Genomic DNA, 26,978 nt, shown 5'->3' on the forward strand with positions numbered 1-26,978 from the left:
ATGGCTGGCGTTGTCATGCTGCAATACCCTTCCTTTCATGTCGCAGACGGCCGGAATGCACTTTCACTACCGCAGAGGTTCCCATTCTGAAAAGCCGACGGTCAGGAGCTGTAATGCGAATGCGTACCGGGAAGCGCTGGGCAACACGCACCCAGTTAATATTGCGGGCAACACTCGGTAAACCACCCTGTAACGACCCGCCATCATCGGGATAAACCCCATATCCAATGGAGTCTACGGTTCCGCTAAAATGCTTTCCGGTATCACTCATCAGATAAACATCGACGCTGTCACCGTTGTGAATATGTTTAAGTTCAGACTCGCGGTAGTTTGCCACCACGTACCAGTTCTTACTGTCAATCAGGGTAAAAACAGCCTGTCCTGTGCTGACGTACTGACCGCTGGTGGTTTTTAATGAGGTGACACGGCCTTCAAACGGCGCCCGGATAACGGTATGTTCCAGATTAAATTCGGCGGTGGAGATATCTGCTTTGATGACTTCACGTTTCGCAATCAATGCCGCTACGCTGCTGACCGCAGCATTAGCCTGTTCAGCTTGCAGTCTGGCTGACTGTAACTGCGCCGCCGATGCACGCTGCCGGGCTCGCGCCTGATCCAGAGATTCCCCGGAAACGTAGTTTTTTCCGCGCAGCGCGTCCATTCGTCGCAGGGTAGCCGCATCCTGCTCAGCCGTAGCGCGGGCGGCATCAACCCGTTTTACTGCCGCCTGTGCATTGAACTGCTGCGCACTGACGTCGCGCTGGGTAAGAATAATTTGCTGCTCCAGCTGGGCAAGGTTTGCCTTTTCGCGTATTAAGGCATCGTGATAGGGACGAGGATCTATTTCGAATAAAATATCTCCCTGACGAACAAGATTATTCTCTTTCACCGGCATTTTTATGATCACCCCGTTAACCTGAGGGGCGATGGTTATGGTATCAGCATAAACATAGGCATCATCAGTGCCGGGTGTCTGATCAAATACCCAGATTAACCAGAATAATATTGCCAGCGTAAGCACTGACAGCGCCAGAATAAACCGCCGCTGTCCCGCGCCATTTTTTAACTGAATAGACATCTGTTTTCCATGGTTAACAAATTGAGATTAATAAAAAAACAGGATCCACAATCCCATTGAGAAAAGGGTGATCAGCAGCGGATAAGTCAGGATATAAGGTGTGAGCCACGCATTTTTCCCATACCGGGTTAGTGACAGGTATATTGCCGCTGAGATCAGGCAACCACCGGAAATGCAAAATAGCCAATCCGGGAAGTACGCGCCCAAAATATTGACCGAGGGAGAGTGCGCTGCACAGCCGCTTAGCTGAAAGATGACGGCAGCCAGCAGAATTTTTCTGTATTTCATAAATAAATGCGTCATTGAATTTTCACATACCCTATATCAACCCGACGTCGACATACAACCCTGTATTTAGTAGGTGTATTCGGTGCCTCGGGCAAGGCTGTGACGCTTTCTGGCACTAACAGAAGGCGTCGTATGGCGTCTTTCAGCCGGACAGAAAGGTGAGGGACAGCGCTAATCCAGACCTCTGGTTTGCTGCCCGAAAAGGGGAGAGCTACGGGTATTTGCGGTCCACTCAGGCAGCGGTGGACGCTGCTGACGGCAGGTTAGCCGCTGTGAAGAGTACCAGACGCAGACGGGTTTACTGCCGCTAGTGGGAGCGAAGCCAGCGAGTATTGATAACGATTCACTGCTGCCCCTCCCTGGCGGGCATCGCCGTGAGACAGGCTGGATTATTTGGTGCAGCCTGACAGACTTCACGCCCGTCAGGCATTAATCTCACGCCCCCATTCTCTGCTAACACCCGACCTCTGACAGCGGTGATGTCAGGTTGATAATCACAGTGAATTGAGGCGCATTTGTAAAACGATATCGGCTTACCAGCCCATGCGCCGCAGTAATGGCTTACCTCTACGCTGATGCTTAACGACGGCTAAAATATGTCCGATTACCAGCAGCGCCAACGTCATGCAGGAAATAATATGCACCTGATTAAAAACGGTCGTAATCCCGGGGTCATTAATCGGTTGAGGTAACGCAATCAGGCCAAACACATTAATCGGTTTTTCCATCATCATCACGCCAGTAATCAGGACTAAAGCAATATTGCTGTAAAGCAGGAAGTGTCCTGCTGCAGCAAGCTTTTCTTCTTTATGACTGAGTAGATTATCGCTGGGTTTTCCGTGGCACCATGCAAACCATATTCTTAATATAAAGAGAGGGATATAAATTGTTGTAACGGAGACATTGATAAATCCAATCCAGCGTGCGCACTGCGGAGCGTGATTAAATAATGCCACATAGAATCCGCTGAGCGTGGCCCAGATGATAATAACGGCGGAGATCCAGTGCAACCAGATCTGCGGTAATGAATAACGCGGTAACACAAGGTTAATTCCCTATTACTAAATTTCTTAAGTGCATCCATGACACTTTCAATAAACACTGTCGTGGAAATTGGCCGCGCACTTTAAGCAATGCACAGAAGGGTGGCTATAAGATCATTCTCATAAATAAATAGCCTGATTTACTTTATTCTTCCGAGATTAAACCCCCTCGGAATGCATATTTAGTTCCAGATAAATTAAGAGGGAAATATTATTTGTCAACTCAGGATGTATTAAAAATTATTCTTTTTGAGCCTTGATTTCGTATTAAATGCCGGATCGCTGAAGTGGCCTTAAATGTCCTGTTGCTCTAGGGTAACCACCTGAAGTTAAACGTATTAAATGTTACCAGTCAGCTTTTTAATAAATTACGCCGGGCGCAGGCTCAGGCCGCGCCTTATCGCTTTTGAGCCAAATCTGACAAGCCTGACGCCTGCTGGTTCCCTGTCTGGTTATGCTGTTTAATATCAGGGGCGGAGATGCGTAAATAATAGTGCTTTGGCCGTTAATTATCGGACCACGACCGGGAACAGTCAGGGAGCAGGATATTTTGCCACGTTGCCGGAATATTCTCATTGGGCAGTGACCTGATTCTTAAAACTCCCGGTACGGGCAGCAGCAATATCATCAGGTGTTTCCTGAACAACAAACAATCAAACGCTATGCCCTATCGGATGCCCGACCATTTCTGATTTCCGGCCTCAGTCTGCCGATTATTGCTGAGTTTTTGATTACTTATCTCACTCGCTACAGCATTTTCAGTATTCAACTGTGGCAGAAAAGGATTAATGGCAGACTCCAGCCTATAATCTCATCAAATACCTGGCGCGGGGATCGCCTATGTTTGAAGGATTTACCCATACACAACTCAGCCTGTCAGAAGCGGTGCTCAATGTCCGTTATGGCGGTAATGGTCCTCCGGTGCTGCTGCTCCACGGACACCCGCGAACCCACGCAACCTGGTCAAAAGTGGCGCCGGAGCTTGCGAAATCTTTTACCGTCGTTTGTCCTGATTTACGTGGTTTCGGCCGCTCTTCAAAGCCTGCTGACCAGCCTGATCATGCTGGCTCTGCTAAAAGAGCCAAGGCAAAAGATTGTATTGAACTGATGAACCAGCTGGGTTTCAGGCAGTTTGCGCTGGTGGGACATGACAGAGGAAGCTATACAGCCTACCGAGCTGCGCTGGATTATCCTGACCGAATCACTCGCCTTGTCGTACTGGATTGCATTCCCATACTCGAAGCCCTGAACCGCTGTAATGAGAAATTTGCGCGGCAGTGGTACCACTGGTTCTTCTTTGCTCAACCCGAAAAACCAGAGCGGGCGATCCTCGCCGATCCGGACAAGTGGTATGGAGGCCAGCCCGAAACCATGGGAGATGAAGAATACAGTGAGTTCAGACGAGCCATCCACGATCCGGAAACGGTACATGGGATGATTGAGGATTATCGCGCCGGTCTGGGTATAGACAAAGAACACGAACTTCATGACCGTCAGAGCGGACGGATGATTGCATGCCCGACGCTCTGTTTATGGTCAAAATACGACGATCTGGAGGCGTTATATGGCGATATAGTGGGGATCTGGAAAAACTGGGCAGCCGATGTCACGGGTAAAGCCATCGCCAGCGGTCACCATATGGCAGAAGAGGCACCAGACGAATTAACCGCTGAACTCCGTCATTTTCTTTTACAGCAGGTGCCACCCTGAAATAACCTCTAGCTGCCTCTGTGACACATAATCGACCGATCGCTGGTTTTTCCACGAGAGTGCATGACTTAACCCTCAGGGGATTATTCAACTATCAGGCTCACCGATTAAAGCGGCGAGCCTGATTATTATTAACGCATCACTTTGACATCTTCCAGCGTGACCAGGCTTTCAGGTTTACCACTTATTTGCGTCGCGACCGGGACGAAAATATTGAGGTCCTGCAGCCAGGCAAATTTATCACTGCTACCCGGTTGCCCTTCGTCAGTTTCATCACACTTAACCAGCAGATATTTCCCACTAAACTCAGGTGAAATTTCATGCGCATCCCCCTGATCGGTTACGTCGCAACGTAACGCTGAAGCAGTGACTTTCTTATCGGCATCAATGCTTTCCCATTTCGCCTGATAGTGTTGTCCGGTCACTAACGGGAAACGCAGATCCGTCTGCAACGTGTTGAGCCGCGAAGCACCATTACTGATGGACATTGTGAACTTCAGCTGTAGCTGATTAGCCAGCGTTAAACGTTGCACCGTCCAGATACCATAGTCTTCCAGTTTGCGTATATAACCATCTGCTTGTGCATCCAGCTGTACTTTAACCTTACCCAGGGCGCTGACCGTGGTATAGCGAACCTGCTTAAAGCGCGGAAGCGCCCAGGGTTTAATCAGTGACTGTGCCTGATGCTCAATGGCGGCTGAAAGAGGGAATTTACTCAGCCACTGCGGATTATTATTGCTCAGATCGGGCATTGATGGCCCCATCAGCTTTGATGCTGGCTTATTAGCCGCAGGGACAAAGTGTCCTTCGGCTCTGAAAGTTTTTCCTGCGGGTAACTGGCAGAGTTGCTCAAAGCGTTGGGTCATTTGACCGTCAATTTTGAAGCTACTCTTGCGACGAATGATATCAGCAGTGATGAGTGAATCGGTAACGCGGCCTTCACTGTCGAAGTTCATCGCAGCCACCGCATCACCCTGATGGGTTTTACAGTTATACAGGTAATGCTCAATCTTTAATTCAAGCGGGGCGTCATAAGGCGGTTCCCAGATGATATCTGCAAAGTCATATCCCATGCGCACCGATAAAATATCACCAATATGCTCAATGCTATTCACATCGACAAGGTTGGTAGTACCGTACTCAGACGTGGCTGATAATTTTTCCCAGCGTGCCTCTTTTATCGGTAACTGACAAACCTTGCGAATATCCTCTGCCGTCATTTGACTGTCATCCTGTGCAGGCGCATAGCGGAGGTAACTGTTGCCGTAAAAGCGAGCTTTAGTAAGCCCGCTCTCATTCAATAAATCCTTGTACAGAAGCTGTGCCGTGCGGTGCTTACAATCAACGGATCGCCATTGCTGCGCTGTTTTTCCATTATTGAAGTTTAATGACACCATGTAATTCACCCGATCGTGGATTTTGGTGACCGAAAAGGGGTTAGTTTTGCCGCCGGTCAATACAGGATTTTCCGCAGCCTGAACCAGAGAAAAGGGCAGCAGCGTCAGAAAAAAAAGTGGGCGGATTAAAGGGCGTACGCAGTACATACATGTTCCTTCATATAGTGTAAGAAAGGGAGTTATCGTCATCAGCAGGTTGATCGTTAGTCTTGTTGTCAGAAAAAACGGGTATGAGGTTAGTGCTGCCGCTTCTGTACAAAACTGACAGCTGCTGGTCATGCAGCCTGTTACAGGAAAAAAGGCGTTCATTCCGGCTAAGAACGGCGTATGTCAGCAAGATAATTGCTTCGTTCCGGCGCTGGTCATCCAGTCAGAACGATAATTATCTGTTCGCTCAGCTACGCAAAACCCGATAGCGTTGCGCTCGCCCTGAATATACCTGACGGCGGCCGTGCTGGCATTAAGCGAAGGTAAATCCGTATGATAAATCTATTCTGATTATTGCTGCGGCCCTGACCCTGATTATTGTCTGCCTTAAGAAGCAAAAACTGTTTTTAGCGATGCGGCAGAGCGCATTCGCTGGATAAGTAACGCGTGTGGATAAACGGGATGCGCTGATTCTCGCCCTTCGCTTTAAATTCGCCCGGTGCGATCCCCGCTTTTTTATTTCGTCATTTTCTGCCGTTCGGCTTTGCGGAAAATAGCGCATTCGGCTGTCAGACATCATTGATCCACTATACTGACCAGTGAAGACGTTATTCCACGACGAGACTGTTCACGGGTAAACAATTAATACTGACCTCACCATGATTATCAGGAGAGCAAAATGCAAAACAGTAAAACCCTGAAAGGGCTGCTGGCCGTATCGTTATTCGCAGCAATGTTCAGTGCTGTCGGCGTACACGCACAGACTACGACCAGCGCGGCGGACGCTGCAATGCAGAATGGATCGAAGGCTCAGCTTAGCGCCGACGACGAAAAAGCGTTGAAAGACATGGCACAGGCCAATATCAATGAAATTGCCGCTGCAAAGATCGCACTGACTAAGGCTGAAAGCAGCAAAGTCAAAGCGTTTGCCCAGCAGATGGTTAAAGACCATGGCGATGCCCTGACCAAAGTCCAAACGGTGGCCCAGCAAAAGGGCGTAACATTGCCGACCGCGCCGGACGCCAAACATAAGGCTATGGCTGCCATGCTGGAAAAACAGAGCGGCGGCGCGTTTGACAAGATGTACATGGAAAATGCCGGCACAATGGACCACCAGATGGTGCTGTCGACGCTGCAGAGTGATGCCAGCAAAATTAAAGATCCGGATGTGAAGGCGCTGGCCGACGCGCACACCCCGGTTGTTGAGCAGCACCTGAAGTCCGCCCAGCAGATGTCGATGTAAGCGGGCATAGCAGCAGATAAGTTAACCGGTTGTCCGGTGGGCAATGTGCCCTGCGGTCTGGACAACCCGTCACCAGCGGGAGAGTTGACCGGATTCAGCAAATTATCCGATGTCAGTTCATTACCCTGGTCGATCAATCACCTTGTCGCGACAAGAATTCGGCCCGGCCGGAGGGCGTTAATATCCCGGTGCCAGCTGCATTGGCGGCAGTGTCGAAAACGATACCCGCGACACGCCAGCCGGATGAAAACCCGGCCGTCGCCTGAAAAAGCCCGCCAGACCGGCGATTTATTGCCGCATGCACCACTCATCACGGGTTATTTCCCACAACTGATAATCGAGCACGCCAGCGACATAGGCTTTTTTACCGGTTTCGATTAGCCGCATGCCGGAATGACGTGAAATCGATACCGAGCCGGCGTTGATTGCGGCTTTCGGCACTCGCATCACCGGACGGCCCAGCGTCCTGAACCAGAAGTCATTCACCGCCTGGCACGCTTCCGTCATGTAGCCGCGTCTTTGCCATTCAGGCACCAGCCAGAAACCGCGGTTATCATTTTCCAGATCGCGCAGTTCAATCAGACCGATAAGTTCCTCAGGTTTTTCCTGCCGCCTGATGGTCCAGCACCATGCTCGCCCGGCCTGTATCGCCGGTAAGGCGATATTGTCGACGTAATCCTGCGCGGCGCCGTCGGGGTAGGGCCAGGGCACGGCAGCCGTCAGATAACGCACAATTTCCCACTGCGGGAACCGCGCCTGAATAGCCGCTGCGTCATGGCGCTGAAGGGGTTCGAGCAGCAGTCGTTGAGTCTCAAGCTGTGGCGTCATGCTTCCTCCGTGTTGCGGTTAACCTACACATTGATGTTGCTATGACAGCGCGCGCGTTTCAACCGGTCGGGATGATTATCGTCTCCCCGCACCCGACAGGCAGCGTAGTCTTTCCGCTTAACAGACTGCACCACGCACTCTTATCCCTCGTCTGCCCGGACTGCTTCAATGCCGGCGTTTAACGAGATCAAGGTAATTTGAGTGGCGATAAAGTCGGCGCGCATGGCGCAACTCCTTACGCGTTGGATAACGTGCCGTTAACCCAGGCGGCAGTCATCATTGCGGGCTTGCCCACAGTCAGACACAGGGCGCAGATCTTCTTGTCCGTCGGAAGCTCTGAAAAGAAGTAAGCCGCTGGTGGGCGGCTTGTTCACCAACAGAAGAGTCACCCGGTATGCTGGCTTGTGCCGTCCGGAAAAGTTTGAAAAGAACACCATCAGCCCGGGCTGATGGGGAGGGTGCAGAAAGTCACTGGTCGCGTGTCGGCGCAATGTTCTGAGGGAAATAAAAAGCCCGCTGTTAAGCGGGCTGGTGGCGAAGGTTAGGCGACTTTCTTCTTAGCTTTGCTGGCAATAAATTTGGTAGCGGGAACGATGCGGCTAAATTCTTCTTGCGCGCGGGTGTCGTTCTCTACTTCCCAAAGATCTACAGCAGCCTGAAGGTTAAGCCAGAAATCAACGGACGTATCGAATGCTTTAGACAGACGGAATGCCATGTCAGTAGTCAGTTTGCGGTTATTGTTAACCAATGCGCTTACACTATTGCGATGCACATGCAGCATTTCCGCAAGTTCGTTGATTTTAAGATCTAGCGGCTCCAGGTATTCGTACAGCAGGATGTCACCTACGGTAGTTGGTTTTCTGGTTGCCTGTTTCATTGATATTCCTTGAGGGTTTTTGAGTATCATTGGTAAATCAAAAGGGGCCAGGGCCAACTGGCACGCCTGTCTTTTAATATTTATGCGGATCCAGATAGAGATCTTCCGCTTTTCCGTCCACCCATTTAAATATTAAGCGATATTGCTGGTTAATGCGTATTGACGAATAACCCTCCAGTTTGCCGTTTAACTCTTCATACCTGTTGCCGGGTGGCGATCTCAAGTCCAGATAAGTAACGGCAGCGTTGATAAGGTCAAGTTTGCGAGCCAGGGTGGTATGTATGTCTGGAGGAATCTTTCTATGCGGTGTTGAGTGCAAAAAAAAGTCCTCCAACCATACATCACGGAAGCTTTCTATGTGATTTAGCATTCTATTCAAGCCTCTCTATATTTTATGCAATCATGATAGCGCACCGTTGCACGGTGCGCAAGTGCGTTATGGAGAGTGAGTGTCACAGGTTAATGAGTGGCTCGTTTACGCTGCGCGATAATGCTGAAGGGATCTTCTCTACCGTGTCTGGCCAGGAGATGTCGCAGCCGGTAGAGCGTCAATCAGTGCTGGCGCTGTTTATTTTCCAGAGCATTAATTTATTGGCCTGCAGCGCCTTGAGGCGCAGATAGGGGTTTGACGTGCCCGCGTTGCTTTGTTGATTGGCGTCCGGCAGCGCAGGATTTGCCACGCCGCTGACGGCGAAAAGCGGACTTACTATGCAACTTAATGTACCCTGTTAAGCAAGCTGGCTGGCTCAAACACTCCCCCCAGGAAACTCTTGTTAACAGGTAACATCGGCAATGGCTCTGATCCCGAAAAATTACACGCGGCTGGAAAGTGGCTATCGTGAAAAAGCGTTGAAAATCTATCCGTGGGTGTGTGGACGTTGCTCACGCGAGTTCGTTTATTCGAACCTGCGTGAATTAACCGTGCACCATATCGATCACGATCACACCAACAACCCTGAAGATGGCAGCAACTGGGAGTTATTGTGTCTTTACTGTCACGACCACGAGCACTCGAAGTACACCGAAGCCGATCAGTACGGCACCAGCGTGGTGGCGGGAGAGGACGCGCAGGATGATGTCGGCGCAGCAACTTACAATCCGTTTGCCGATTTAAAGTCGATGCTGACGAAGAAGAAATAAATCTCACCGGCGCTGCCGATCGGCCATTCTGCATCCGGCCGCTCAACAGCGCTGATTCATCGACCGGCGCTTTATTTTTTATCCAGTGACCAGGTCGCGCTGCGGACGTCTACTTTCACCGGCAATAGCCCAATTCCGGTAAATTTATCGGCCAGCGCCTGCTGCTGCGCAAATACCTCTGGCGTCATACGCTGCGCACCGTAAGGCATTCTCGCCAGCGCACGTTGCCAGATTGGCTGCGGCAGGCCGGTTGACGAGGACATGATTTTTGCCGCCTCCTGCGGATGCTGATTGGCCCAGCTACTCAGCGCGCCAGGCTGATCGACCACCTGCAGCGCGGTTTGCGGATAGCTTTCAGCAAACTTACGGCTGGCAAGATAGAAGGTGTAATGCGGTACCAGCCCTTCGGCATTTTTTATCAGCCGGGCGTTGGCGTTGGTTTCCACTTCAGCGTAGTAGGGGTCCCAGATAACCCAGGCATCGACCGCGCCACGCTGAAATGCGGCGCGCGTATCCGCCGGTGGTAAATAAACCGGGGTGATATCTTTATAGTTCAGTCCCGCCTGCTCCAGCGCCGTCACCAGCAGATAGTTGACGTCCGACCCTTTATTCAGCGCCACCCGCTTACCTTTCAGGTCCGCCACATTTTTGATGGAGGAGTTGGCCGGCACTACAATGGCTTCGGTTTGTGGATTGGCCGGGGAGTGCGCCAGATAGACCAGATCAGCGTTAGCCACCTGCGCAAAGGTGGGCGGCGCATCACCGGTGGCGGCAAGATCAATACTCCCCACGTTCAATCCTTCCAGCATCTGCGGCCCGGCGGGGAACTTCGACCCAGCGCACCGCGATCCCCTGTTTTTTAAAACTCTCATCCAGCGTTCCGCGATACTTCAGCAGGGCAAAGATATTGGCTTTCTGAAAGCCGATGTTAACCGTCTGGGGTGACTGTTCAGCCTGGGTAGTGAAAATCATCCCCGCCTGCGCGGCGACAATAAGCGCACTGAGTAAAACTTTTTTCATCTCTCTTTACTGAGTCTGGTTGTCATCCGCGCAACATAACAAACGGCGCGTAAAGCGCTTAGCGATGAAAAATTCTATGCTTAGCGAAAGAAAGTTATTGCTGCCAGACCGAATCCCGCACATTTCTCGCCCGATTAAGCAGGCCGGGCGCATAGCAGCGGTCAGCGATGACCTGCTGCTCACGAATAATCGCCTGGTTCATCCACTGGGTCTGATGACGGCGCCGCGCTAATAAACCGCTTGAGGCCCGGCAGCCTCTGGCGCGGCGGAACAGGTTTCTCGACGGCATTTCGCGCCAGATGGCGCAGCATTACATCAGCACAATGCCGAACCGCTTTAACAGCATCGCCCAGAGCGCAAGCAGCAGCAGCGTCAGGCCACAGCACAGGACCAGCGTCAGCCAGAAGCCGGTACGCTGATAGAGAAACGGAAACAGGATAAACATCGGCAGGGTCGGCACCACATACCAGAAGGTGTACCAGGCGTGGGCAGAAATTTTCTCCGCCGTCTGGCCTTCCAGCTTCATCCACACCAGCACCAGCACGGTGACCAGCGGCAGGGCGGCAAGCAGCCCGCCGAGCCGATCGCTGCGTTTGGCCGTTTCGGAGATCAGCACCACCATAAAGGCGGTAATCGCATATTTTGACACCAGCCAGAGCATATTTTTCCTCATTAATCAGTGAGCCGCTAGCCGGAGGCGGCAAATCCGCTCGCCCGGTGCTTATCAGCAAATGAAACATCAGCAGGCGATGAAGGTTAGCACAGACCTGCGCTGCGCTTGGGGATGGCGCCAGGTTGTCAGGCAGCAGGTTAATTAACCTTACCGCCAGTCAAACAGCTCAAGGCCCTGAAGCACGTCTTATCCGCCGTGTCAGTGCGCCGGTAGCGAAGGTCTGCCACAAATGCAAAAGCTGTGCATCTGTGCATCATGCGAACATTAAAATTAACCCGGCCAGTGAGCTTTTGTTAGCGGCTTACCCCTTGATTGTTCATATGTTCATCTCTGCATCGGTTTGCTGAGACACACCTCACAACCTCAACGATGAATACCCTTTAGCCCGTTAATTGTGATTGTACTCACAATCGGCAGTCAAAAAATAAGCGATAAAATATAACAAATGAACAACATTGGTTCATATGCACGCAGTGACCGCTGCTGTTAACGCTAATGAAATAAGGGACGACAATGCCAGCTCATACCCTGCGCTTCAACGGTGATAGCCGACCGTTTCCCTCTACGGGATAGATTACCCGTTACGTTGCATCGCGTCGCCTGACAGCGACCCCCAACCTCTGACCTGAACACACAAGGTTCATCTATGAAAAACCGCTACAGTACGAAAATACTGGCGCTTTTTTGCGCCCTGTCATTTCTGATGTATGTCGATCGCGTCAATCTGTCGACGGCTGCCGGGTTGATCAAGCAGGATTTAGGCCTCAGCAATACCGATCTCGGGCTTATTTTCTCCGCGTTTGCCTATACCTATTTAGTTTTCCAGATCGTTGGCGGCTGGTTTGTCGATCGCTACGGGGCGCGCAAAACTATCATTATCTGCGGCAGCATCTGGGTAGTCGCTACCGTCTGTACCGGCTTTGCCGGCGGTTTCGCCTCGCTGTTTCTGTCACGGATGTTGTTAGGCATTGGTGAAGGTGCCGCGCTGCCTTCTCAGGCGCGTGCCATGACCTTCTGGTTCTCCAGCGAAAAACGTGGTTTCGTCCAGGGCATCACCCACTCCTTCTCCCGCTTTGGTAATGCTGTTACACCGTCACTGGTGGCGCTGCTGGTGATGCTGCACTCCTGGCGCTTCTCGTTTATCGCATTAGGGGTGATCACCGCGGTATGGCTGGCATTCTGGATCGCCGGATTCCGCGATAATCCGCATCTGATCGCCGACATGAGTGAAGAGGAGCGCAAAGTTCTGCCGAAACCGGATGCCAGCCTGACGGTTAAAACGCCCACGCCGTGGAAGGCGCTGCTGAAACGTATTGGCCCGACCATGGGCGTCTATTTCTGCTACGGCTGGACCGGCTGGCTGTTTTTTACCTGGCTGCCCACCTTCTTTATGAACGGTCGTGGCATGGATCTGAAATCGTCCGCGCTGTTTACCTCGGCGGTCTTTCTCTCCGGCGTGGTCGGCAACACGGTCGGTGGGGTAGTCAGCGACCGGATCCTGAAACGCACCGGCAATGTGGTCGCTGCGCGGCGTAACGTAATTATCTTCAGCTTTCTTTCGGCCGGATTACTGCTGATACCGGTGATCGGCTCCACCGATATGACCGTGATTACGGTCTGCCTCGGCCTGGCCTTTTTCTGCCTCGAACTGACGATTGGTCCGATCTGGGCGGTACCGATGGAGATCACCCCTAAATATGTCGGGGTCGCCAGCGGGCTGGTGAATGCCGGATCGGCGGTGGCGGGGATAATTTCACCCATTCTGTTTGGCATCATCATCGACAAAACCGGTAACTGGAGCCTGCCATTTTACGGCTCGGTGGTGCTGCTGATGGTGGGCATCGTGCTGACCTTCTTTATGCGTCCAGATATTCCCTTGTCTGAAGATGCTCCTTCTCGCGGCGCGGTTGAGCCGGTTAAAAATGCGTATCACTGAGGAAATCCTGATGAAAAAACCTTCTATTGCACTGGTGCTGGGCGATCCGGCAGGTATTGGTCCGGAGCTGGTGGCGAAAGTGCTGTCACAGCCGGCGCTGCGCGCGCTGGCTAACGTGATTATCATCGCGGACCGCCATGAGCTGGAAAAAGGCATGGCGATTGCCGGTCAGCGCTTCGACTATGACGAAATCACTGATACTGCAGCAATTGCGTTCACCGCTGACAGGCCGCTGCTGCTCAATCACGACTGGTCCCGGCGCACGCCGTTCCACTACGGCAGCGCCAGTGAACAAAGCGGCGTTTATATTCTGGAGACGCTGGCCCGTGCCGTCGAATTAACCCAGCAGGGTATAACTCAGGGGATCTGCTTCGCGCCGCTGAATAAGCAGGCGATGCACATGGGTGGGCTGAAGCATCGCGATGAGCTGCACTGGTTTGCTGAGCTGCTGAAGTTTGACGACTTCTGCTGTGAGGTTAACGTAGTCGACGACCTGTGGGCGGGACGCGCGACGTCGCACATACCTTTCCGCGATATCGTGAAAAACCTCAGCGTTAACGGCGTGGTGGAGACGATTTCACTGATGGATCGTACGCTGCGACAGGCGGGCATCGCTGCGCCTAAAATTGCGGTGCAGGCGCTTAACCCGCACGGCGGCGAGAATGGCCTGTTTGGCGATGAGGAGCAGACGATTATCCAGCCGGCGATGTCACAGGCCAGAGCGCTGGGGATTGACGTTTACGGGCCTTTCCCGGCGGACACCACCTATAAAGCGGTGGAAACCGGCAAGCTGGATGCGGTGGTATCGATGTACCACGACCAGTTCGCCACGGCGCTAAAAATGCTGGGCTTTGAGCGCGGCGTAACGGTTCAGGGTGGGTTGCCGGTCCCGATTGCCACCGCCAACCACGGCACCGCCTACAACCTGTATGGGCAAAATCTTGCCACGCCCTCGGCGTTTGAGAATGCCTTCCGCCTGCTGGTAAAAATGGCAGGCAGCGCTGGTTAAGATGGCACAGTGATCCCGGCTGACAGCCGGGATCGGTCGGTTTAACGGGGCGGATCGTCGCACACCCCACCAGCACCCCTTCGCCTGAACGCGCCGCGCCGGTAAACCTCTGCAACAGCTAACGCGATGACGGTGGCGCGGCAGATTCCCGGTTATTCTCTGCCGCGCCGCTGCCTGAAAATCGTTAACTTCGTAGAATGAGGTTAATCACCGATGCGGTTACCCTGCTGATCAATCACGGGCTCTCCGTCCTCTTTACTGAACGCGCCTTGCTGCCGATCCGGCAGAATATCCAGCACCTGCTCAGAAGGACGGCAGAGCCGGGTGCCGCGCGGCGTCACCACGATTGGGCGGTTAATCAGCAACGGGTAAGCCAGCATCGCGTCCAGCAACGCATCATCACTCAGCTGCTGATCCGCCAGCCCCAGCTGCTGATAGGGCTCGGTATTCTGGCGCAGCAGGGCGCGCACGCTGATGCCCATCTCTGCGATCAGTTTTTTAAGTGTTTCGCGGGTTGGCGGCGTCGCCAGATAAAGGACGATTGCCGGCTCGACCCCGCTGTTGCGGATCAGGGCCAGGGTATTACGCGAAGTGCCGCATTCCGGGTTGTGATAAATAGTGATGTCTTGCATAAAGTATTCTCCATTACGGAACGGCACTGGCACGTTCCGCTTGTCAGCTCAGAAAGAGAGTCGCAGCGCCAGCGCCGTCAGCGTAACCAGCAGCACCGGCAGCGTCATAACGATCCCCACGCGGCAGTAATATCCCCAGCTGATGGTGATGTTTCTCTGCGCCAGAACGTGCAGCCACAGCAGAGTCGCCAGGCTACCGATCGGGGTAATCTTCGGCCCCAGATCGCAGCCGATGATATTGGCGTAGACCATCGCCTCTCTGACTACGCCCTGCGCGCTGCTGCCGTCGATGGAGAGCGCGCCCACCAGCACCGTCGGCATATTGTTCATCAGCGAAGAGAGCAGGGCGGTAAGCAAACCGGTTCCCAGCGTGGCGCCCCAGACGCCATGTTCAGCGAAGCGGTTCAGCACGGCGGAAAGGTAGTCGGTCAGGCCGGCATTTTGCAGGCCATACACCACCAGATACATGCCGAGCGAGAAGATAACGATCTGCCAGGGCGCGCCTTTCAGCACCTTGCCGGTATCAATCACCCGACCACGACAGGCCACGGCCAGCAGGATAGCTGCCGCCACCGCCGCCACCAGGCTGACCGGCACTCCCAGCGGTTCCAGGCCGAAGAAACCGACCAGCAGCAGAATCAAAACCAGCCAGCCAGCGTTAAAGGTGCGGCGATCCCGAATCGCCTCGCCGGGTGACTTCAGCTTGCACAGGTCATAGCTGTGCGGGATATCCCGCCGGAAAAACCACAGCAGCATAACCAGAGTGGCAGCAACCGAAGCGAGGTTTACCGGCACCATCACCGCAGCATAGTCACTGAATCCGAGCCGGAAGTAGTCCGCCGTCACGATATTCACCAGGTTTGAGACGATCAGCGGCAGGCTGGCGGTATCGGCAATAAAGCCTGCCGCCATCACAAAGGCCAGCGTTGCGGCGGGGCTGAAACCCAGCGCCAGCAGCATGGCAATCACAATCGGAGTCAGGATTAATGCCGCCCCGTCATTGGCAAACAGCGCAGCGACTGCCGCCCCCAGCAGCACAATCGCTGCGAACAGCCGACGGCCTCTGCCGCCGCCCCAGCGGGAAACGTGCAGCGCGGCCCATTCAAAAAAGCCGGACTCATCCAGCAGCAGGCTGATGATGATCACCGCGATGAAGGTGGCGGTGGCGTTCCAGACGATGTGCCAGACCAGCGGGATATCGGCTATCTGCACCACACCGCTCAGCAACGCCAGGGCGGCACCGAGCGTGGCGCTCCAGCCAATGCTTAATCCTTTGGGTTGCCAGATAACCAGCACCAGGGTGAGGACGAAAATCGCGCTCGCCAGAAACATAGCTTCTCCTGTTGAATAGCGTCACCCGGCCAGCCGGGCTGTAGATACTGAAGCGAAACATATCCGTTATTTCGAATATATAAGGGCAAAATTTTTAGATGCAGATCGGCTTGCCGTTGGTGGTGGCATTGTCGCGCTCGGCCTGCTGACGAAGCAGTCGAATCTCATCCTGCTGGCTGAGATAAGCCTGCTCGATAATCATGGCGGCCCAGGCAGGCATATGGGGAGACAAACGATAGTGGATCCATTTGCCGTCGCGCCGGTCGATAAGCAGCCCGTGTTGCCGTAATAAAGCCAGATGACGGGATATTTTCGGCTGGGGCTGTTGCAGCGTCGACGCCAGCTCACAGACGCACAGCTCGCCTTTTTCACGCAGTAATAGCACCAGATAAAGTCGGGTTTCGTCAGAAAGGTTTTTGAACAGCTGAAGCGGGGTGATTTGCGACATGATAGCATCCTGTGACCGTAGCCGATCAGTGTCAGACTTTCGCCACGCCGGGTCAATAACATATTTACTTTTTCGAATTTGTTTTTTGATGGCTGGCAGCATGCAGCGGCGGAGGTAATCAGCAGCGCCGTGCTGAAACAGCCTATCGACAGTGCTGCTGGCGTGACAACGCCGGTTACCGCACCCTCCACAACATTAACCGGGCAGCAAGGCGTGGCGCGTCGGCCATCGCTGGCCAGCGGTTGACTGTGTCAGCGTGCTGAAACACTCAGTACAGGGTGTTTTTCAACCGCTCCGGCAGGGCTTTATCATACGCCTCGCCATCGATCGCTTTACCGGCGATCTGGTTCAGGATACTGCCGGTGCTGGGCAGTTGCTGACGCTCAATCTGTATCGTCGGGTCCCATAATCTGGCGCGGATAATGGCGCGACTGCACTGGAAAAAGACGCTCTCTACCGCAATGCGCAAGACGGTTTTGGGGGATTGATTGTTGACGGCGAAGCGGGCCATCAGCGCTGGATCGCTGCTGATTGTCGCCTTGCCGTTGACCCGCAAGGTTTCGCCAATGCCTAGTATCAGAAACAGCAGCGCCACCCGGTTGTCGTGCAGAATATTGCGCAGGCTATCGATGCGGTTATTGCCTCGTCGGTCGGGCAACAGCAGCGTGCGCTCATCTTCTATTTCAATGAAGCCCGCCGGATCGCCGCGCGGTGACACGTCCAGCCCGTCCGGACCGGAGGTCGCCAGCGCCACAAACGTTGAGGCTTCGATAAACGGGCGATAAGACGGATGAATATGGTCAGTCACCTTGGCCAGTGAAGGTGTTGCCACCGCGCCGTAAATCTGCTCCAGTTCTGCCAGCTCAGTAATCGAGGTTTTCTCTTCAGTCATCTTATCCACTTCCGTTTTAATCGGGGATGTCCGCTACAGAGTATGGCTAACGTCGCCGGGTTTCCACACCTCATGCCGGGTCACTCACCTCAACCCGCGGGCGGCGAAAGAGTGTAAGTAAGCGTGAGCGAAGGCTTTAATAAAAACACCGTATTGATATAAAAACAGCGGGACGTGTCAGTTGTTCGCAGAACCACAATAAAAATGTTAAAGGGGATGCCAGATGGTAAAAAAAACCACACCAGAGCAACGGCGTGAATTAGGGGCTTTTTTGATTAGCCGGCGGGCGAGGTTAAATCCGCAGGAATATGGGCTGCCGAAAGGCGCGCGCCGGACGCCCGGCCTACGCCGCGAAGAGGTGGCGATTCTGGCTGGCGTCAGCGTCAGCTGGTATACCTGGCTGGAGCAGGGCCGCGAAATTAAGCCCTCTGCCGACGCGCTGCAGCGAATCGCCAGCGTGCTGAAACTCAACCGGGTCGAATCATCCCACCTTTTTGCGCTGTCGCCCAGGGAACAACCGGTGCCGCGTCAGGCCGATTCGGGGGTGACGGAAGGTCTCGATATGCTGGTCAGGGCCATCGATCCTATTCCGGCTTACGTGCGCAATGCCCGGCTGGATATCCTCGCCTGGAATGACGCGATTGCCGACCTGTTCATCGACTACGGCTCGCTCAAGCCGCACGAACGCAATACGCTGCGGCTGCTTTTTCTCTATCAGCCCTATCGCACCCTGATCCTCGACTGGGAACAGATGGCGCGCGGAATGATCTCGGTTTTTCGCGCCTCCCGGGCGCATGCCCAAAACAAAGCTCCGTTTGATGCGCTGATCAAAGAGCTGTCAGACAACTCACCGGAGTTCCACGGATGGTGGCAGGACACCGACGTGCAGGGCATGAGCGAAGGCAGTAAGCGCCTGATGCACCCGGTTTCCGGACACATCGAATTCACCTACGTGGCGTTAACCCCTGAGGGCAGACCCGACCTGTCACTGGTGACCTATATCCCCCGACACGTAGCCAGTGACTGCCAGTAATAGGATAACAACACGCCTTCCTGGGCTGAAATGAGATGCCTAAGATGGATTTAACGCAGCACAACCGCGCTGCATTTCATCTCTCAGGAGGCAGTCAATATGTCATCTCAATCAGCCCGACCCGATTCAGTTTCCGCTCCGCTGGCGGTATCACGCAATCCCGCCACCGATGAGCTGATCGCCACCTATGCCGGCCAGACGGCGCAACAGATAGAGCAGCTGCTGGAGCAGAATGCAGCAGCATTTCGCATCTGGCGGGCCACTCCGCTGCGTGAGCGGGTGGCGGCTTACCGTCGCCTCGCAGTGGTGCTACGTCAGCGTTCTGACAACCTGTCGGCCTTGATCAGCGCAGAAATGGGCAAAACCCTGAAGGCTGCCCGGGCAGAAGTAGAGAAGTGCGCCGTCACCCTTGAATGGCTGGCGGAAAATGGTCCGGCGGTGCTGGCCGACGAACCGGTGGCTGTTGATAACGACGATCGGGTGTATGTCTCCTGGTTGCCGATTGGCACCGTACTGGCGGTGATGCCGTGGAACTTCCCGTTATGGCAGGTTATTCGCGCGTCAGGTCCGATTATGCTCTCCGGCAATGGCTTCATCCTGAAGCACGCCCCGAACGTTATCGGCTCTGCTTATGCCCTGCAGGACGCTTATGAAGCCGCCGGTTTCCCGGTGGGGTTATTCACTAATCTGATTGCTGACAATGACACCGTTGCGCGGGTCATTGAAGACGATCGTGTGGCGGCGGTCACCTTAACCGGCAGCCTGCGCGCCGGTTCAGCGGTGGCGGCCATCGCCGGTAAGGCACTGAAAAAAAGTCTGCTTGAGCTGGGCGGTTCGGATGCCTTTATTGTGCTGGCCGATGCCAATATCGACTTGGCGGTGAAGGCAGCCGTTGAGGCCCGCTTCCAGAACGCCGGGCAGGTCTGTCTGGCCGCCAAGCGGTTCATTCTGGAAGCCCCGATTGCCAGCGAGTTTACCCAAAAGTTTGTTAAAGCGGTCAGCGCGTTGAAAGTGGGCGATCCGCTCGATCCGCAGACCGATATCGGGCCGATGGCCAGAAAAGATCTGCGCGATGAACTGCATCATCAGGTTGAACGCACCCTGTCAGCCGGTGCCACGCTGCTGCTGGGCGGAACAAAGCTGGCGGGAAGCGGCAATTTTTATGCGCCGACGGTGCTGGGGAATGTGGTGCCAGGTATGGCGGCCTTTGATGAAGAGACCTTTGGTCCGGTCGCCGCCATCAGCGTGGCGGAAAATGCTGAGCATGCCATTGAACTGGCGAACCAGAGTGATTACGGGCTGGGCGGCAATCTCTGGACCGGTGACGTGACGCGTGGACAGCGGCTGGCGCGCCGGATGGAAACCGGCGGCGTATTCATCAATGGTTTCTCCGCCACCAATGCCCGCATCCCGGTCGGTGGAGTGAAAAAGAGTGGCTACGGTCGCGAACTCTCCCATTTCGGCCTGCGGGAATTTACCAATGCGCAGGCAGTCTGGGCTAAACAGCCGGTCTGAGCCGGGACGCGTCGGTTACGGCAGCTAACGGCCTGCTGGCCGTTATTGCCGCCCGATCCGGCGCGCGTTGCAGATTATTTAAATTAAACAATACGCTGGCGATGACCCGCTCCGGCAGGACGCGTTACGCCGCAGAATCGCATTCAAAACTGATAAGGTGAATCACATGTTTAAAAAATCAATGGCTTCAATCGCGTTAGGTCTGGTTATGTCGGTGTATGCAGCGTCCTCTCTGGCGGAGCCGGTAAAAAATATTGTGCTGGTCCACGGGGCTTTCGTTGATGGTTCTGGCTGGAATCCGATCGCTAAAATACTGGGCAAAGCGGGATACAAGGTTTCGATTGTGCAGGAACCGCAAACCTCACTGGCGGATGACGTCGCTGCGACCCAGCGCGTGCTGAAAATGCAGAGCGGGAAAACCCTGCTGGTGGGCCACAGCTACGGCGGGATGATTATCAGCGAGGCGGGTAACGATCCTTCGGTGGCGGGGCTGGTGTATATCGCGGCGATGGAACCGGATGAAGGTGACTCGTTACTGAGCCTGGCGAAAAAATATCCGCCTGCTGCGCACTCTATCGCGGAAACTGACGATCACTTTCTCTATCTGAAACCTGAATCGTTCCACGCTGACTTTGCCGCGGATTTACCGGTAAAAGAAACCGATCTGCTGGCGCGTTCCCAGGTTATGCCAGCCGTCGCGGCGTTTAATGCACCTGCAGGCAAACCGGCATGGAAAACCAAACCAAGCTGGGCGGTGGTCGCCAGCACCGATCGGGCGATCAATCCTGAACTGGAGCGCTTCATGGCTAAGCGGGCTAACAGCAAGGTGACTGAACTGAAAGGGAACCACGCCATTTACGCGTCACAGCCGCAAAAAATCGCCGCCATCATCGAAGGCGCAGCAAAATCATTAAACTAACCTGCCATCACCAGCAGAAGCAGCGATCAGTCTGCTTCTGCTGTGCAGTTATCCGCGTCGTTCTCTGACCTTACCCGCTGTTGCCTGACACCGCCGGTGTTGCCAGCAGAGAGCTAACGGCTTATCCCGCGCAGTCGCTCCCGGCCCAGATAGCGGGTTTTCGGTGATGCCATGGAAACGCGCGCTCCAGCTGACCTGCCAGTTTCAGTAACACCGCCTCCTGATTAAAACCGGCTATAAATTGCATGCCAACAGGCAGCTGATTTGCCGGACTGAATCCCAGCGGGACCGACATCGCCGGCGTGCCACAGACGTTAGCCAGCGCGGTAAACGGCGAATGATCAAACACGTGATGCATCCAGCCGCGCCCATCCAGCTGATGCTGTTGCTGATTGTACTCACCCAGCCGCGTCGGTAACGCTGGCAGTACCGGCGTCAGCAGCAGGTCGTACTGCTGATAAAACTGCGCCATCTTCTGCGTGACGCTGTTACGCATCTGCATCGCCGCGATGAAATCCGTTGCCGTCAGGCTATGGCCCAGTTGCCACAGCGCCAGATTGGCTGGCTCCAGCGTTTCGTGGTTGACCGGTCTGTTCATCGCGGCCGCCAGTGCATCTATCCAGGCGGCGGTATTTGCCGCCCAGAAGCGGCTGTTCATTTCAACAAACGACTCCCAGCTGCCGATTTCCAGCGAAACCTCTTCAACCTGATGGCCCAGCGAAACAAGCTGTGCGACGGTCTGTTCCAGTGCGCCAGCGACTTCCGGCGCAGTGCGGGCGCCATTCAGCGGATGCGTCATGACACCGATTTTTAGCCGGCCGGGATCCTGAGTGACGCAGGCGCGCAGGCTTTGCGCGGAGGCGGGAATGGTGAAGGGATCGCCGGCCTGGTTGCCCTGAAGCGCATCCAGTAACGCCGCGTTATCTCTCACCGTGCGGCTGAGAAAGCCATGCACTGCAAGCCCGGACCAGACTTCATCAACATCCGGTCCCATGCTGATGCGGCCACGGCTCGGTTTTAAGCCAAACAATCCGTTTGCTGAAGCCGGAACCCGAATCGATCCTCCGCCGTCGGTGGCATGCGCTGCCGGCACCATACCGGCCGCCACTGCCGCCGCCGAGCCGCCGCTTGAGCCGCCCGCACTGTAGGCCGGATTCCAGGGCGTCGCGGTTTCCCCCTGAAAACGCGATTCGGTGGTGGTGCTGGTGGCAAGTTCCGGGGTGGTGGTACGTCCCAGTAACAGCAGACCGGCCTGGCGCATGCGGTGCGCGAGGTTTGAATCGTGAGGCGAAACGTGACCGGCCGCCAGACGGCTGCCCAGTTCGTTACCGCGACCTTTAACGGAAATACCCAGATCCTTGACCAGCATCGGCACTCCCTGAAACGGACCGTGCGGCTGGCTCTCTTCCTGCTGCCAGATTTCAATCACGGCATTGACCTCAGCGTTAACCTTATTGATGGCGTTAATCGCGGCGGCTTTGACTTCTGCGGGCGTGACGTCGCCCTGGTTAATCAGCTCAGCGAGGCCAGTAGCATCGCAGGCGGTGTATTCTGAAGGTTTCATAAGGGTCCGGTTAGTGGCTGACAAGACGAACAGCGACTGTGCGTGTATACTGTTTAGTATCGAGTGATACCGATCGGTATCGTAGTATACTAATTAGTATCGTTGCAAGGAGTGAAGAGTGACGAGAGAGATCCAACCGCGATTGCCGCCGCGAGAACGCATTCTTCAGGCTGCTGAAAAGCTTTTCTATCAGGAAGGCATTAACCGGGTGACGGTAGATGCGATAGCAGAACAGGCAGAATCGACTAAGATGACGCTCTATCGCCACTTTGCCTCTAAAGAAGTGCTGGTTCTGACGTGGATAGGACGATTGATTGAAGATTACAGTCAGATCTTTGATCGGCTTGCTGAGCAGTTTCCTGACAATCCGGCCGCCCGGATTAAGGGATTTGGCGAGTTTATCGCCGCCAATCTCAGCGGGACGCTGAAGCGTGGCTGTCCGTTTACTAACACCCTGGCGGAAACAACCGGGCATTATGCTGAGGTCAGGGCGCTGATATTTGCCCATAAGCAGCGGCAATTTCACCGGCTGGTGGCGCTTTGTCGCGAAGCCGGTGCCAGTCAACCGGAAACAGCGGCCAAAGAGATCACGCTGATGCTTGAGGGACTGCAGGTGGTGGCTCAGAATGCAGGATTCGACGGCGCGGCTGAGTTTGTGCTTGAGAAGTTAAACGCGATGGTAAAAGCATTCTGATAATCAAGGAGACAGTGATGCGTGCAGCAATAACCACAGTCACATCGACAGAAATTTATCGAAACCGCTGGATGACGCTCAAAGAAGATCAAATTCTGCGGGCTGACGGCAGCCAGGGCATCTATTCGGTGATTGAGAAAGACGATTTTGTCGTCATCGTTGCGGTGCAGGATGATGAAATCTATCTGGTCGAACAGTACCGTTATCCGCTGGGGAAGCGCACGCTGGAATTGCCCCAGGGAAGCTGGGAGCACGCGCCCGATGCCGCCCCGGCGTCAATTGCTGCTGGCGAATTGCGTGAAGAGACCGGTCTGGTGGCGGGAAAGCTGGACTATGTCGGCTACCAGAAACTGGCACAGGGGTACTCTTCTCAGGGTTACCATATTTTTCTGGCGACAGAACTCAAGTTTGAGGGGCAACAGCTCGAACAGGAAGAGCAGGATCTGCAGGTAAAAAGCATCAAAGTAGCCGCATTCAGGCAAATGATCCTCGAGGGAGAGATATCTGACGCTACCTCGGTGACCGCTTTTCTGTTGACCTCGGCAAAAAACCTGCTCAGCAGTTAGCCAGACCGCAGGCAGGCGGGCAAAACAGACCCTTTCGCCGCCTGCTGAAGACGATGCTAAGGCCTCTTCACCTGAGTCAGATTAGGGGGTGTCAGCGACAAACATTCCCGGTAGCCTCTGGTGATTAATGGCGCATTAACGGTTGTTGCGGTGGGTTAATACCACGCAGCGGCAGCCCGGTAGTCTGACATCTCTGCTGAGGGAAGAAAGCAGCAACTGTAAGGTGTCAGCACCTCCTTAACCGAATGCCGGCTTCACGGGCTGGCGTAGTTTCCCGACCGGCAGGCCCCAGTGAGTTACCCTTCAGATCATTAAGCGTAGTACCATATTAAAGTGCATGGCGCCTTGCTATCCTGTTGAATAGTCAGGCTAGCGGTTTTTTATTCATATTTAATGCTGGGCTTACCAGCGAATCCTCTAATAGTTGGCTTATAATTAATCAGCTTACATGCGGCCACATTTAATTTTTTATATCGCTTCGCTTAATTTATGAATAATATTCAGGCGATGGCTTTTTATTCACCAGAATTCGTTGTTAAACGAAAGTTAAATAAAATTATTCCTGATTATTCAATTTGGTTAAAATGTGATGCTGATCACATATTTCACATTTCAGAAATTTATACCTTTGGTGAAATTACTGTACAGTTTTATAAATTAAATAATTGAAATGTAATTAAATTTAATTTTGCTAAGACAGTTTTAGCCAAAAAGCCAAACGGCAAAATGACTTTATTTGATTAAATATTTTTCTTGAAAATAATCGCTTCAGTTTTAATATTTAAATTGTTCTGGTGGGGTATTTGTTTATTTGTGTACATTCAGTTGAGGTGAAATTATGCAACAACAAAAACGGCGTGGTGGATCGGGTAATTTTGCCGAAAATCCGGAGCGGGCGCGCGAGGCGGGACGCAAAGGCGGACAGATAAGTAGCGGAAACTTCAAGAATAATCCGGAGCGTGCGGTTGAGGCGGGTCGACTAGGGGGTAAAGTGAGCCGCAGGCCGCCTGCGGAAAAAGCCGCCGGATAAAGTCTCAGATCGAAAATCCTGATGCTGTAATTTTAAGCGTTAATTTAACGAGATTAAGATAAACCATGCCCGGAAATTCTGGGTCAGGCTTTCCTTATACCTGGCAAGAGAGCAGTGGCAATTATTTTATCGTGCTGGGGCCGGTATGCGAGATAATAATAGCGAACTGCTGGAACACTTTCTGAATAGAATGAACCTTAACGACGAGGATGCCGCACACGCGCTGGTGGTGGGGGTGCTTGTTTGTGAGTTGATGCGCTCGGGTGAAGCCATTAACCGGAAGACCCTGTGTTGTAAATTAGTCAGACAGCTTGAGCTCTGTCAGTCAATGGAGGAAGAACGCACCTATTACCGGACACTTCGCCTGCTTTTTGGCCGGCAGTAACGTTAGCGGCCCAGGAGAACTGTTTTCAGATAATGATCTTATTTCCTGAAAAGGGAGTCAGGAAAGATCCACGCTTCTTTTGGTGGAAGAGATCGTGATGTGATTTTACGCAATTGTTAGCGTTCAGCCCGTATTGACGGGCTTTTTTATTCAGACAGCTGACAGATTGATCCTCCGGCTGTTATTTACCGTTTCGGACGATGAAGGCTGGCGATTCTCAGGTGATGTTCAGCTTACTGTTCAGCGTAAAGTCTGAAAGCGGGTCAGATAACGGCTACGCAGGCATCCGGGTGACCCGAATGCCTGCCCGCAGGGTGAAAGCGCGTTAACGGATTTTGCCGTATTGTTCGTCAGTGACATGTTCCAGCCACTCGACGACTTTTCCTTCTTCATTTTCCTGGATAGCGATATGCGTCATGGCCGTGGTTGCACTCGCGCCATGCCAGTGTTTTTCAAACGGGGGGATCCAGACCACATCACCGGGCTTAATTTCCCGTGCGGTTTCGCCCCAGGTCTGAACATAGCCGGAACCTGCCGTGACGATCAGTGTCTGACCGCGCGGATGGGTGTGCCAGGCCGTCCGTGCACCGGGCTCAAAGGTTACGGCACCGCCACTGGCGCGGGCAAATTCGTTGGCCGGAAACAGCGGATCGATACGCACGGTACCGGTAAACCACTCTTCCGGACCGACCATTGAAGGCTGAGAGCCACATTTGAAAATATCAGTCATTTTATTGTTCCTTACTGATTCAGGGTGAGTAATGTTTGTTGTATCGGCTGCTGCATCAGGGGGCAGCGGATTTACTGCACGGTATAGCCACCGTCAACGGCCAGTGCATGGCCGACCACAAAGCTGGCACCCGGACTGCACAGCCACAGCACGGCTGCTGCCACTTCCTCCGGCAGGCCGAGACGACCAATCGGTTGTAGCTTCAGCAATTCATCCATCGCTTCGGGCTCTTTTTCCAGCATCTTCCCGACCATTGGCGTGCTGATGATGCCCGGACAGACCGCGTTAATCGTAATGCCGCGCGCGGCGTATTCCAGTGCCGCACTTTTGGTCAGACCCAGCACACCATGTTTGGAAGCGTGATACACACCGCGGCCGGCAATACCGACCAGTCCGCCGAGAGAGGAACAGTTAACGATGGCACCCGATTCCTGAATGCGCATCTGCTGAAGTTCATATTTCATACAGTTCCAGATGCCACGCAGATTCACCGCATTAACCCGATCGAACTCCTCTCCACTGGCATCGGCTGTTTCAGCCACCGGGCTTTGAATTCCGGCATTGTTATAAGCCGCATCGAGTCGGCCAAAAGCCGTCACCGCCTGGTCGACCACATTTTTAACCTGTGCCTCATCGGTCACGTCGCACACTACTTCAAGCAGGGTATAACCTTTATCGCGTAGCGACTCTGCCGCCTGTGATAAGGCCTGCGGATTAAAATCAGCCATAACCACTGCCGCACCCGCTTCACAGAAAGCGCGGGCGGTGGCAAAACCCATTCCGGAGGCTGCGCCGGTTACCAGCGCAACTTTTCCGCGATAGTCATAATTAATCATCTTAGTCCCGGAT

28 protein-coding genes and 1 pseudogene are annotated in these 26,978 nt (G+C 53.8%); 12 read left to right on the top strand and 17 right to left on the bottom strand.

Translation table 11 applies throughout. The annotated features are described in order from the left end of the window. Nucleotides 1-13 precede the first annotated feature (13 nt). The 3 genes from mdtN to AC6I8D_RS21160 all read right to left on the bottom strand — a co-directional run bounded on the left by mdtN (nt 14) and on the right by AC6I8D_RS21160 (nt 2,409). A complete protein-coding gene (gene mdtN, locus AC6I8D_RS21150; RefSeq protein WP_497820863.1) occupies nt 14-1,078 on the bottom strand; it encodes a multidrug transporter subunit MdtN in 1,065 nt (354 codons plus the stop codon). A gap of 27 nt (nt 1,079-1,105) precedes the next feature. Beyond that, nucleotides 1,106-1,381, bottom strand: coding sequence for a YtcA family lipoprotein (locus AC6I8D_RS21155; RefSeq protein WP_202966903.1), 276 nt, complete (start codon nt 1,379-1,381; stop codon nt 1,106-1,108). Between the two features lie 518 nt (nt 1,382-1,899). Then, nucleotides 1,900-2,409 carry a cytochrome b gene (locus AC6I8D_RS21160; protein WP_312053855.1) on the bottom strand — a complete coding sequence of 170 codons (510 nt, stop codon included), beginning with the start codon at nt 2,407-2,409 and terminating at the stop codon, nt 1,900-1,902. An 840-nt stretch (nt 2,410-3,249) separates the two neighbouring features. Here AC6I8D_RS21160 and AC6I8D_RS21165 point away from each other — a divergent pair. Next, complete coding sequence (locus AC6I8D_RS21165; protein ID WP_031375198.1) at nt 3,250-4,119, top strand: alpha/beta fold hydrolase; 870 nt, start codon at nt 3,250-3,252, stop codon at nt 4,117-4,119. A 131-nt stretch (nt 4,120-4,250) separates the two neighbouring features. Here AC6I8D_RS21165 and AC6I8D_RS21170 read toward each other — a convergent pair whose 3' ends face one another. Beyond that, nucleotides 4,251-5,663 (bottom strand): hypothetical protein, encoded by a 1,413-nt coding sequence (locus tag AC6I8D_RS21170; protein ID WP_497820864.1) that lies wholly within the window; start codon nt 5,661-5,663, stop codon nt 4,251-4,253. 679 nt (nt 5,664-6,342) lie between these two features. On the opposite strand from AC6I8D_RS21170, the gene AC6I8D_RS21175 reads away from it, so the two are divergent. Further along, nucleotides 6,343-6,906: a DUF4142 domain-containing protein gene (locus AC6I8D_RS21175; RefSeq protein WP_312053859.1), complete on the top strand. Its 564-nt coding sequence runs from the start codon at nt 6,343-6,345 to the stop codon at nt 6,904-6,906. A 288-nt stretch (nt 6,907-7,194) separates the two neighbouring features. Here AC6I8D_RS21175 and AC6I8D_RS21180 read toward each other — a convergent pair whose 3' ends face one another. From AC6I8D_RS21180 to AC6I8D_RS21190, 3 genes are all read right to left on the bottom strand, one after another. After that, nucleotides 7,195-7,734 (bottom strand): GNAT family N-acetyltransferase, encoded by a 540-nt coding sequence (locus AC6I8D_RS21180; protein WP_312053860.1) that lies wholly within the window; start codon nt 7,732-7,734, stop codon nt 7,195-7,197. A gap of 541 nt (nt 7,735-8,275) precedes the next feature. Then, nucleotides 8,276-8,611 carry a HigA family addiction module antitoxin gene (locus tag AC6I8D_RS21185; protein ID WP_312053862.1) on the bottom strand — a complete coding sequence of 112 codons (336 nt, stop codon included), beginning with the start codon at nt 8,609-8,611 and terminating at the stop codon, nt 8,276-8,278. Between the two features lie 73 nt (nt 8,612-8,684). After that, on the bottom strand, nt 8,685-8,981 hold the full coding sequence (locus AC6I8D_RS21190; RefSeq protein ID WP_312053864.1) for a type II toxin-antitoxin system RelE/ParE family toxin: 297 nt from the start codon (nt 8,979-8,981) through the stop codon (nt 8,685-8,687). A gap of 422 nt (nt 8,982-9,403) precedes the next feature. Between AC6I8D_RS21190 and yajD the strand changes: the two genes are divergently transcribed. Further along, the gene (gene yajD / locus AC6I8D_RS21195; protein ID WP_063879236.1) at nt 9,404-9,751 is read left to right on the top strand and encodes an HNH nuclease YajD; all 348 of its coding nucleotides are present in this window, start codon (nt 9,404-9,406) and stop codon (nt 9,749-9,751) included. A gap of 71 nt (nt 9,752-9,822) precedes the next feature. Here the strand turns inward: yajD and AC6I8D_RS21200 are convergent. The 3 genes and pseudogenes from AC6I8D_RS21200 to AC6I8D_RS21210 form a co-directional block, all read right to left on the bottom strand. Further along, a pseudogene (locus tag AC6I8D_RS21200) lies at nt 9,823-10,723 on the bottom strand (sulfonate ABC transporter substrate-binding protein). A gap of 142 nt (nt 10,724-10,865) precedes the next feature. Then, the gene (locus AC6I8D_RS21205; RefSeq protein WP_312054114.1) at nt 10,866-11,060 is read right to left on the bottom strand and encodes a hypothetical protein; all 195 of its coding nucleotides are present in this window, start codon (nt 11,058-11,060) and stop codon (nt 10,866-10,868) included. 21 nt (nt 11,061-11,081) lie between these two features. Beyond that, nucleotides 11,082-11,432, bottom strand: coding sequence for a DUF3147 family protein (locus AC6I8D_RS21210; protein ID WP_497820865.1), 351 nt, complete (start codon nt 11,430-11,432; stop codon nt 11,082-11,084). Nucleotides 11,433-12,090: 658 nt separating this feature from the next. On the opposite strand from AC6I8D_RS21210, the gene AC6I8D_RS21215 reads away from it, so the two are divergent. Then, the gene (locus AC6I8D_RS21215; protein ID WP_312053869.1) at nt 12,091-13,380 is read left to right on the top strand and encodes an MFS transporter; all 1,290 of its coding nucleotides are present in this window, start codon (nt 12,091-12,093) and stop codon (nt 13,378-13,380) included. Between the two features lie 10 nt (nt 13,381-13,390). Beyond that, nucleotides 13,391-14,389 carry a 4-hydroxythreonine-4-phosphate dehydrogenase PdxA gene (locus tag AC6I8D_RS21220; protein ID WP_497820866.1) on the top strand — a complete coding sequence of 333 codons (999 nt, stop codon included), beginning with the start codon at nt 13,391-13,393 and terminating at the stop codon, nt 14,387-14,389. A 203-nt stretch (nt 14,390-14,592) separates the two neighbouring features. On the opposite strand, the gene arsC is transcribed toward AC6I8D_RS21220, so the two are convergent. The 4 genes from arsC to AC6I8D_RS21240 form a co-directional block, all read right to left on the bottom strand. Further along, complete coding sequence (gene arsC, locus AC6I8D_RS21225) at nt 14,593-15,021, bottom strand: arsenate reductase (glutaredoxin) (protein ID WP_497820867.1); 429 nt, start codon at nt 15,019-15,021, stop codon at nt 14,593-14,595. 48 nt (nt 15,022-15,069) lie between these two features. Then, on the bottom strand, nt 15,070-16,353 hold the full coding sequence (locus AC6I8D_RS21230; RefSeq protein WP_497820868.1) for an arsenic transporter: 1,284 nt from the start codon (nt 16,351-16,353) through the stop codon (nt 15,070-15,072). Between the two features lie 94 nt (nt 16,354-16,447). Then, nucleotides 16,448-16,801, bottom strand: a complete 354-nt coding sequence (locus AC6I8D_RS21235; RefSeq protein ID WP_497820869.1) for a metalloregulator ArsR/SmtB family transcription factor — start codon at nt 16,799-16,801, stop codon at nt 16,448-16,450. A 268-nt stretch (nt 16,802-17,069) separates the two neighbouring features. Further along, nucleotides 17,070-17,693 carry a pyridoxamine 5'-phosphate oxidase family protein gene (locus AC6I8D_RS21240; RefSeq protein WP_497820870.1) on the bottom strand — a complete coding sequence of 208 codons (624 nt, stop codon included), beginning with the start codon at nt 17,691-17,693 and terminating at the stop codon, nt 17,070-17,072. Between the two features lie 223 nt (nt 17,694-17,916). Between AC6I8D_RS21240 and AC6I8D_RS21245 the strand changes: the two genes are divergently transcribed. From AC6I8D_RS21245 to AC6I8D_RS21255, 3 genes are all read left to right on the top strand, one after another. Continuing rightward, nucleotides 17,917-18,726 carry a helix-turn-helix transcriptional regulator gene (locus tag AC6I8D_RS21245; RefSeq protein ID WP_497820871.1) on the top strand — a complete coding sequence of 270 codons (810 nt, stop codon included), beginning with the start codon at nt 17,917-17,919 and terminating at the stop codon, nt 18,724-18,726. 99 nt (nt 18,727-18,825) lie between these two features. Beyond that, a complete protein-coding gene (locus AC6I8D_RS21250) occupies nt 18,826-20,241 on the top strand; it encodes an NAD-dependent succinate-semialdehyde dehydrogenase (protein ID WP_031377717.1) in 1,416 nt (471 codons plus the stop codon). A 166-nt stretch (nt 20,242-20,407) separates the two neighbouring features. Further along, a complete protein-coding gene (locus AC6I8D_RS21255; RefSeq protein WP_312757925.1) occupies nt 20,408-21,160 on the top strand; it encodes an alpha/beta hydrolase in 753 nt (250 codons plus the stop codon). Nucleotides 21,161-21,281: 121 nt separating this feature from the next. On the opposite strand, the gene AC6I8D_RS21260 is transcribed toward AC6I8D_RS21255, so the two are convergent. Beyond that, the gene (locus AC6I8D_RS21260; RefSeq protein WP_497820872.1) at nt 21,282-22,724 is read right to left on the bottom strand and encodes an amidase; all 1,443 of its coding nucleotides are present in this window, start codon (nt 22,722-22,724) and stop codon (nt 21,282-21,284) included. A 118-nt stretch (nt 22,725-22,842) separates the two neighbouring features. On the opposite strand from AC6I8D_RS21260, the gene AC6I8D_RS21265 reads away from it, so the two are divergent. The 4 genes from AC6I8D_RS21265 to AC6I8D_RS21280 all read left to right on the top strand — a co-directional run bounded on the left by AC6I8D_RS21265 (nt 22,843) and on the right by AC6I8D_RS21280 (nt 25,399). Further along, the gene (locus tag AC6I8D_RS21265) at nt 22,843-23,418 is read left to right on the top strand and encodes a TetR/AcrR family transcriptional regulator (RefSeq protein ID WP_312053885.1); all 576 of its coding nucleotides are present in this window, start codon (nt 22,843-22,845) and stop codon (nt 23,416-23,418) included. Nucleotides 23,419-23,435: 17 nt separating this feature from the next. Beyond that, nucleotides 23,436-23,984: an NUDIX domain-containing protein gene (locus AC6I8D_RS21270; RefSeq protein ID WP_497820873.1), complete on the top strand. Its 549-nt coding sequence runs from the start codon at nt 23,436-23,438 to the stop codon at nt 23,982-23,984. An 838-nt stretch (nt 23,985-24,822) separates the two neighbouring features. Then, complete coding sequence (locus tag AC6I8D_RS21275) at nt 24,823-25,014, top strand: con-10 family general stress protein (RefSeq protein ID WP_072051044.1); 192 nt, start codon at nt 24,823-24,825, stop codon at nt 25,012-25,014. Between the two features lie 145 nt (nt 25,015-25,159). After that, nucleotides 25,160-25,399 (top strand): biofilm development regulator YmgB/AriR family protein, encoded by a 240-nt coding sequence (locus AC6I8D_RS21280; protein ID WP_084227913.1) that lies wholly within the window; start codon nt 25,160-25,162, stop codon nt 25,397-25,399. A gap of 325 nt (nt 25,400-25,724) precedes the next feature. Here AC6I8D_RS21280 and AC6I8D_RS21285 read toward each other — a convergent pair whose 3' ends face one another. Continuing rightward, nucleotides 25,725-26,129, bottom strand: coding sequence for a (R)-mandelonitrile lyase (locus tag AC6I8D_RS21285; RefSeq protein ID WP_031377662.1), 405 nt, complete (start codon nt 26,127-26,129; stop codon nt 25,725-25,727). 71 nt (nt 26,130-26,200) lie between these two features. Then, a complete protein-coding gene (locus tag AC6I8D_RS21290; RefSeq protein WP_497820874.1) occupies nt 26,201-26,965 on the bottom strand; it encodes an SDR family oxidoreductase in 765 nt (254 codons plus the stop codon). Between the last annotated feature and the right edge of the window lie 13 nt (nt 26,966-26,978).

The sequence above is a fragment of the Pantoea sp. X-Soil-MYKO-1785 genome (genome assembly GCF_059730675.1).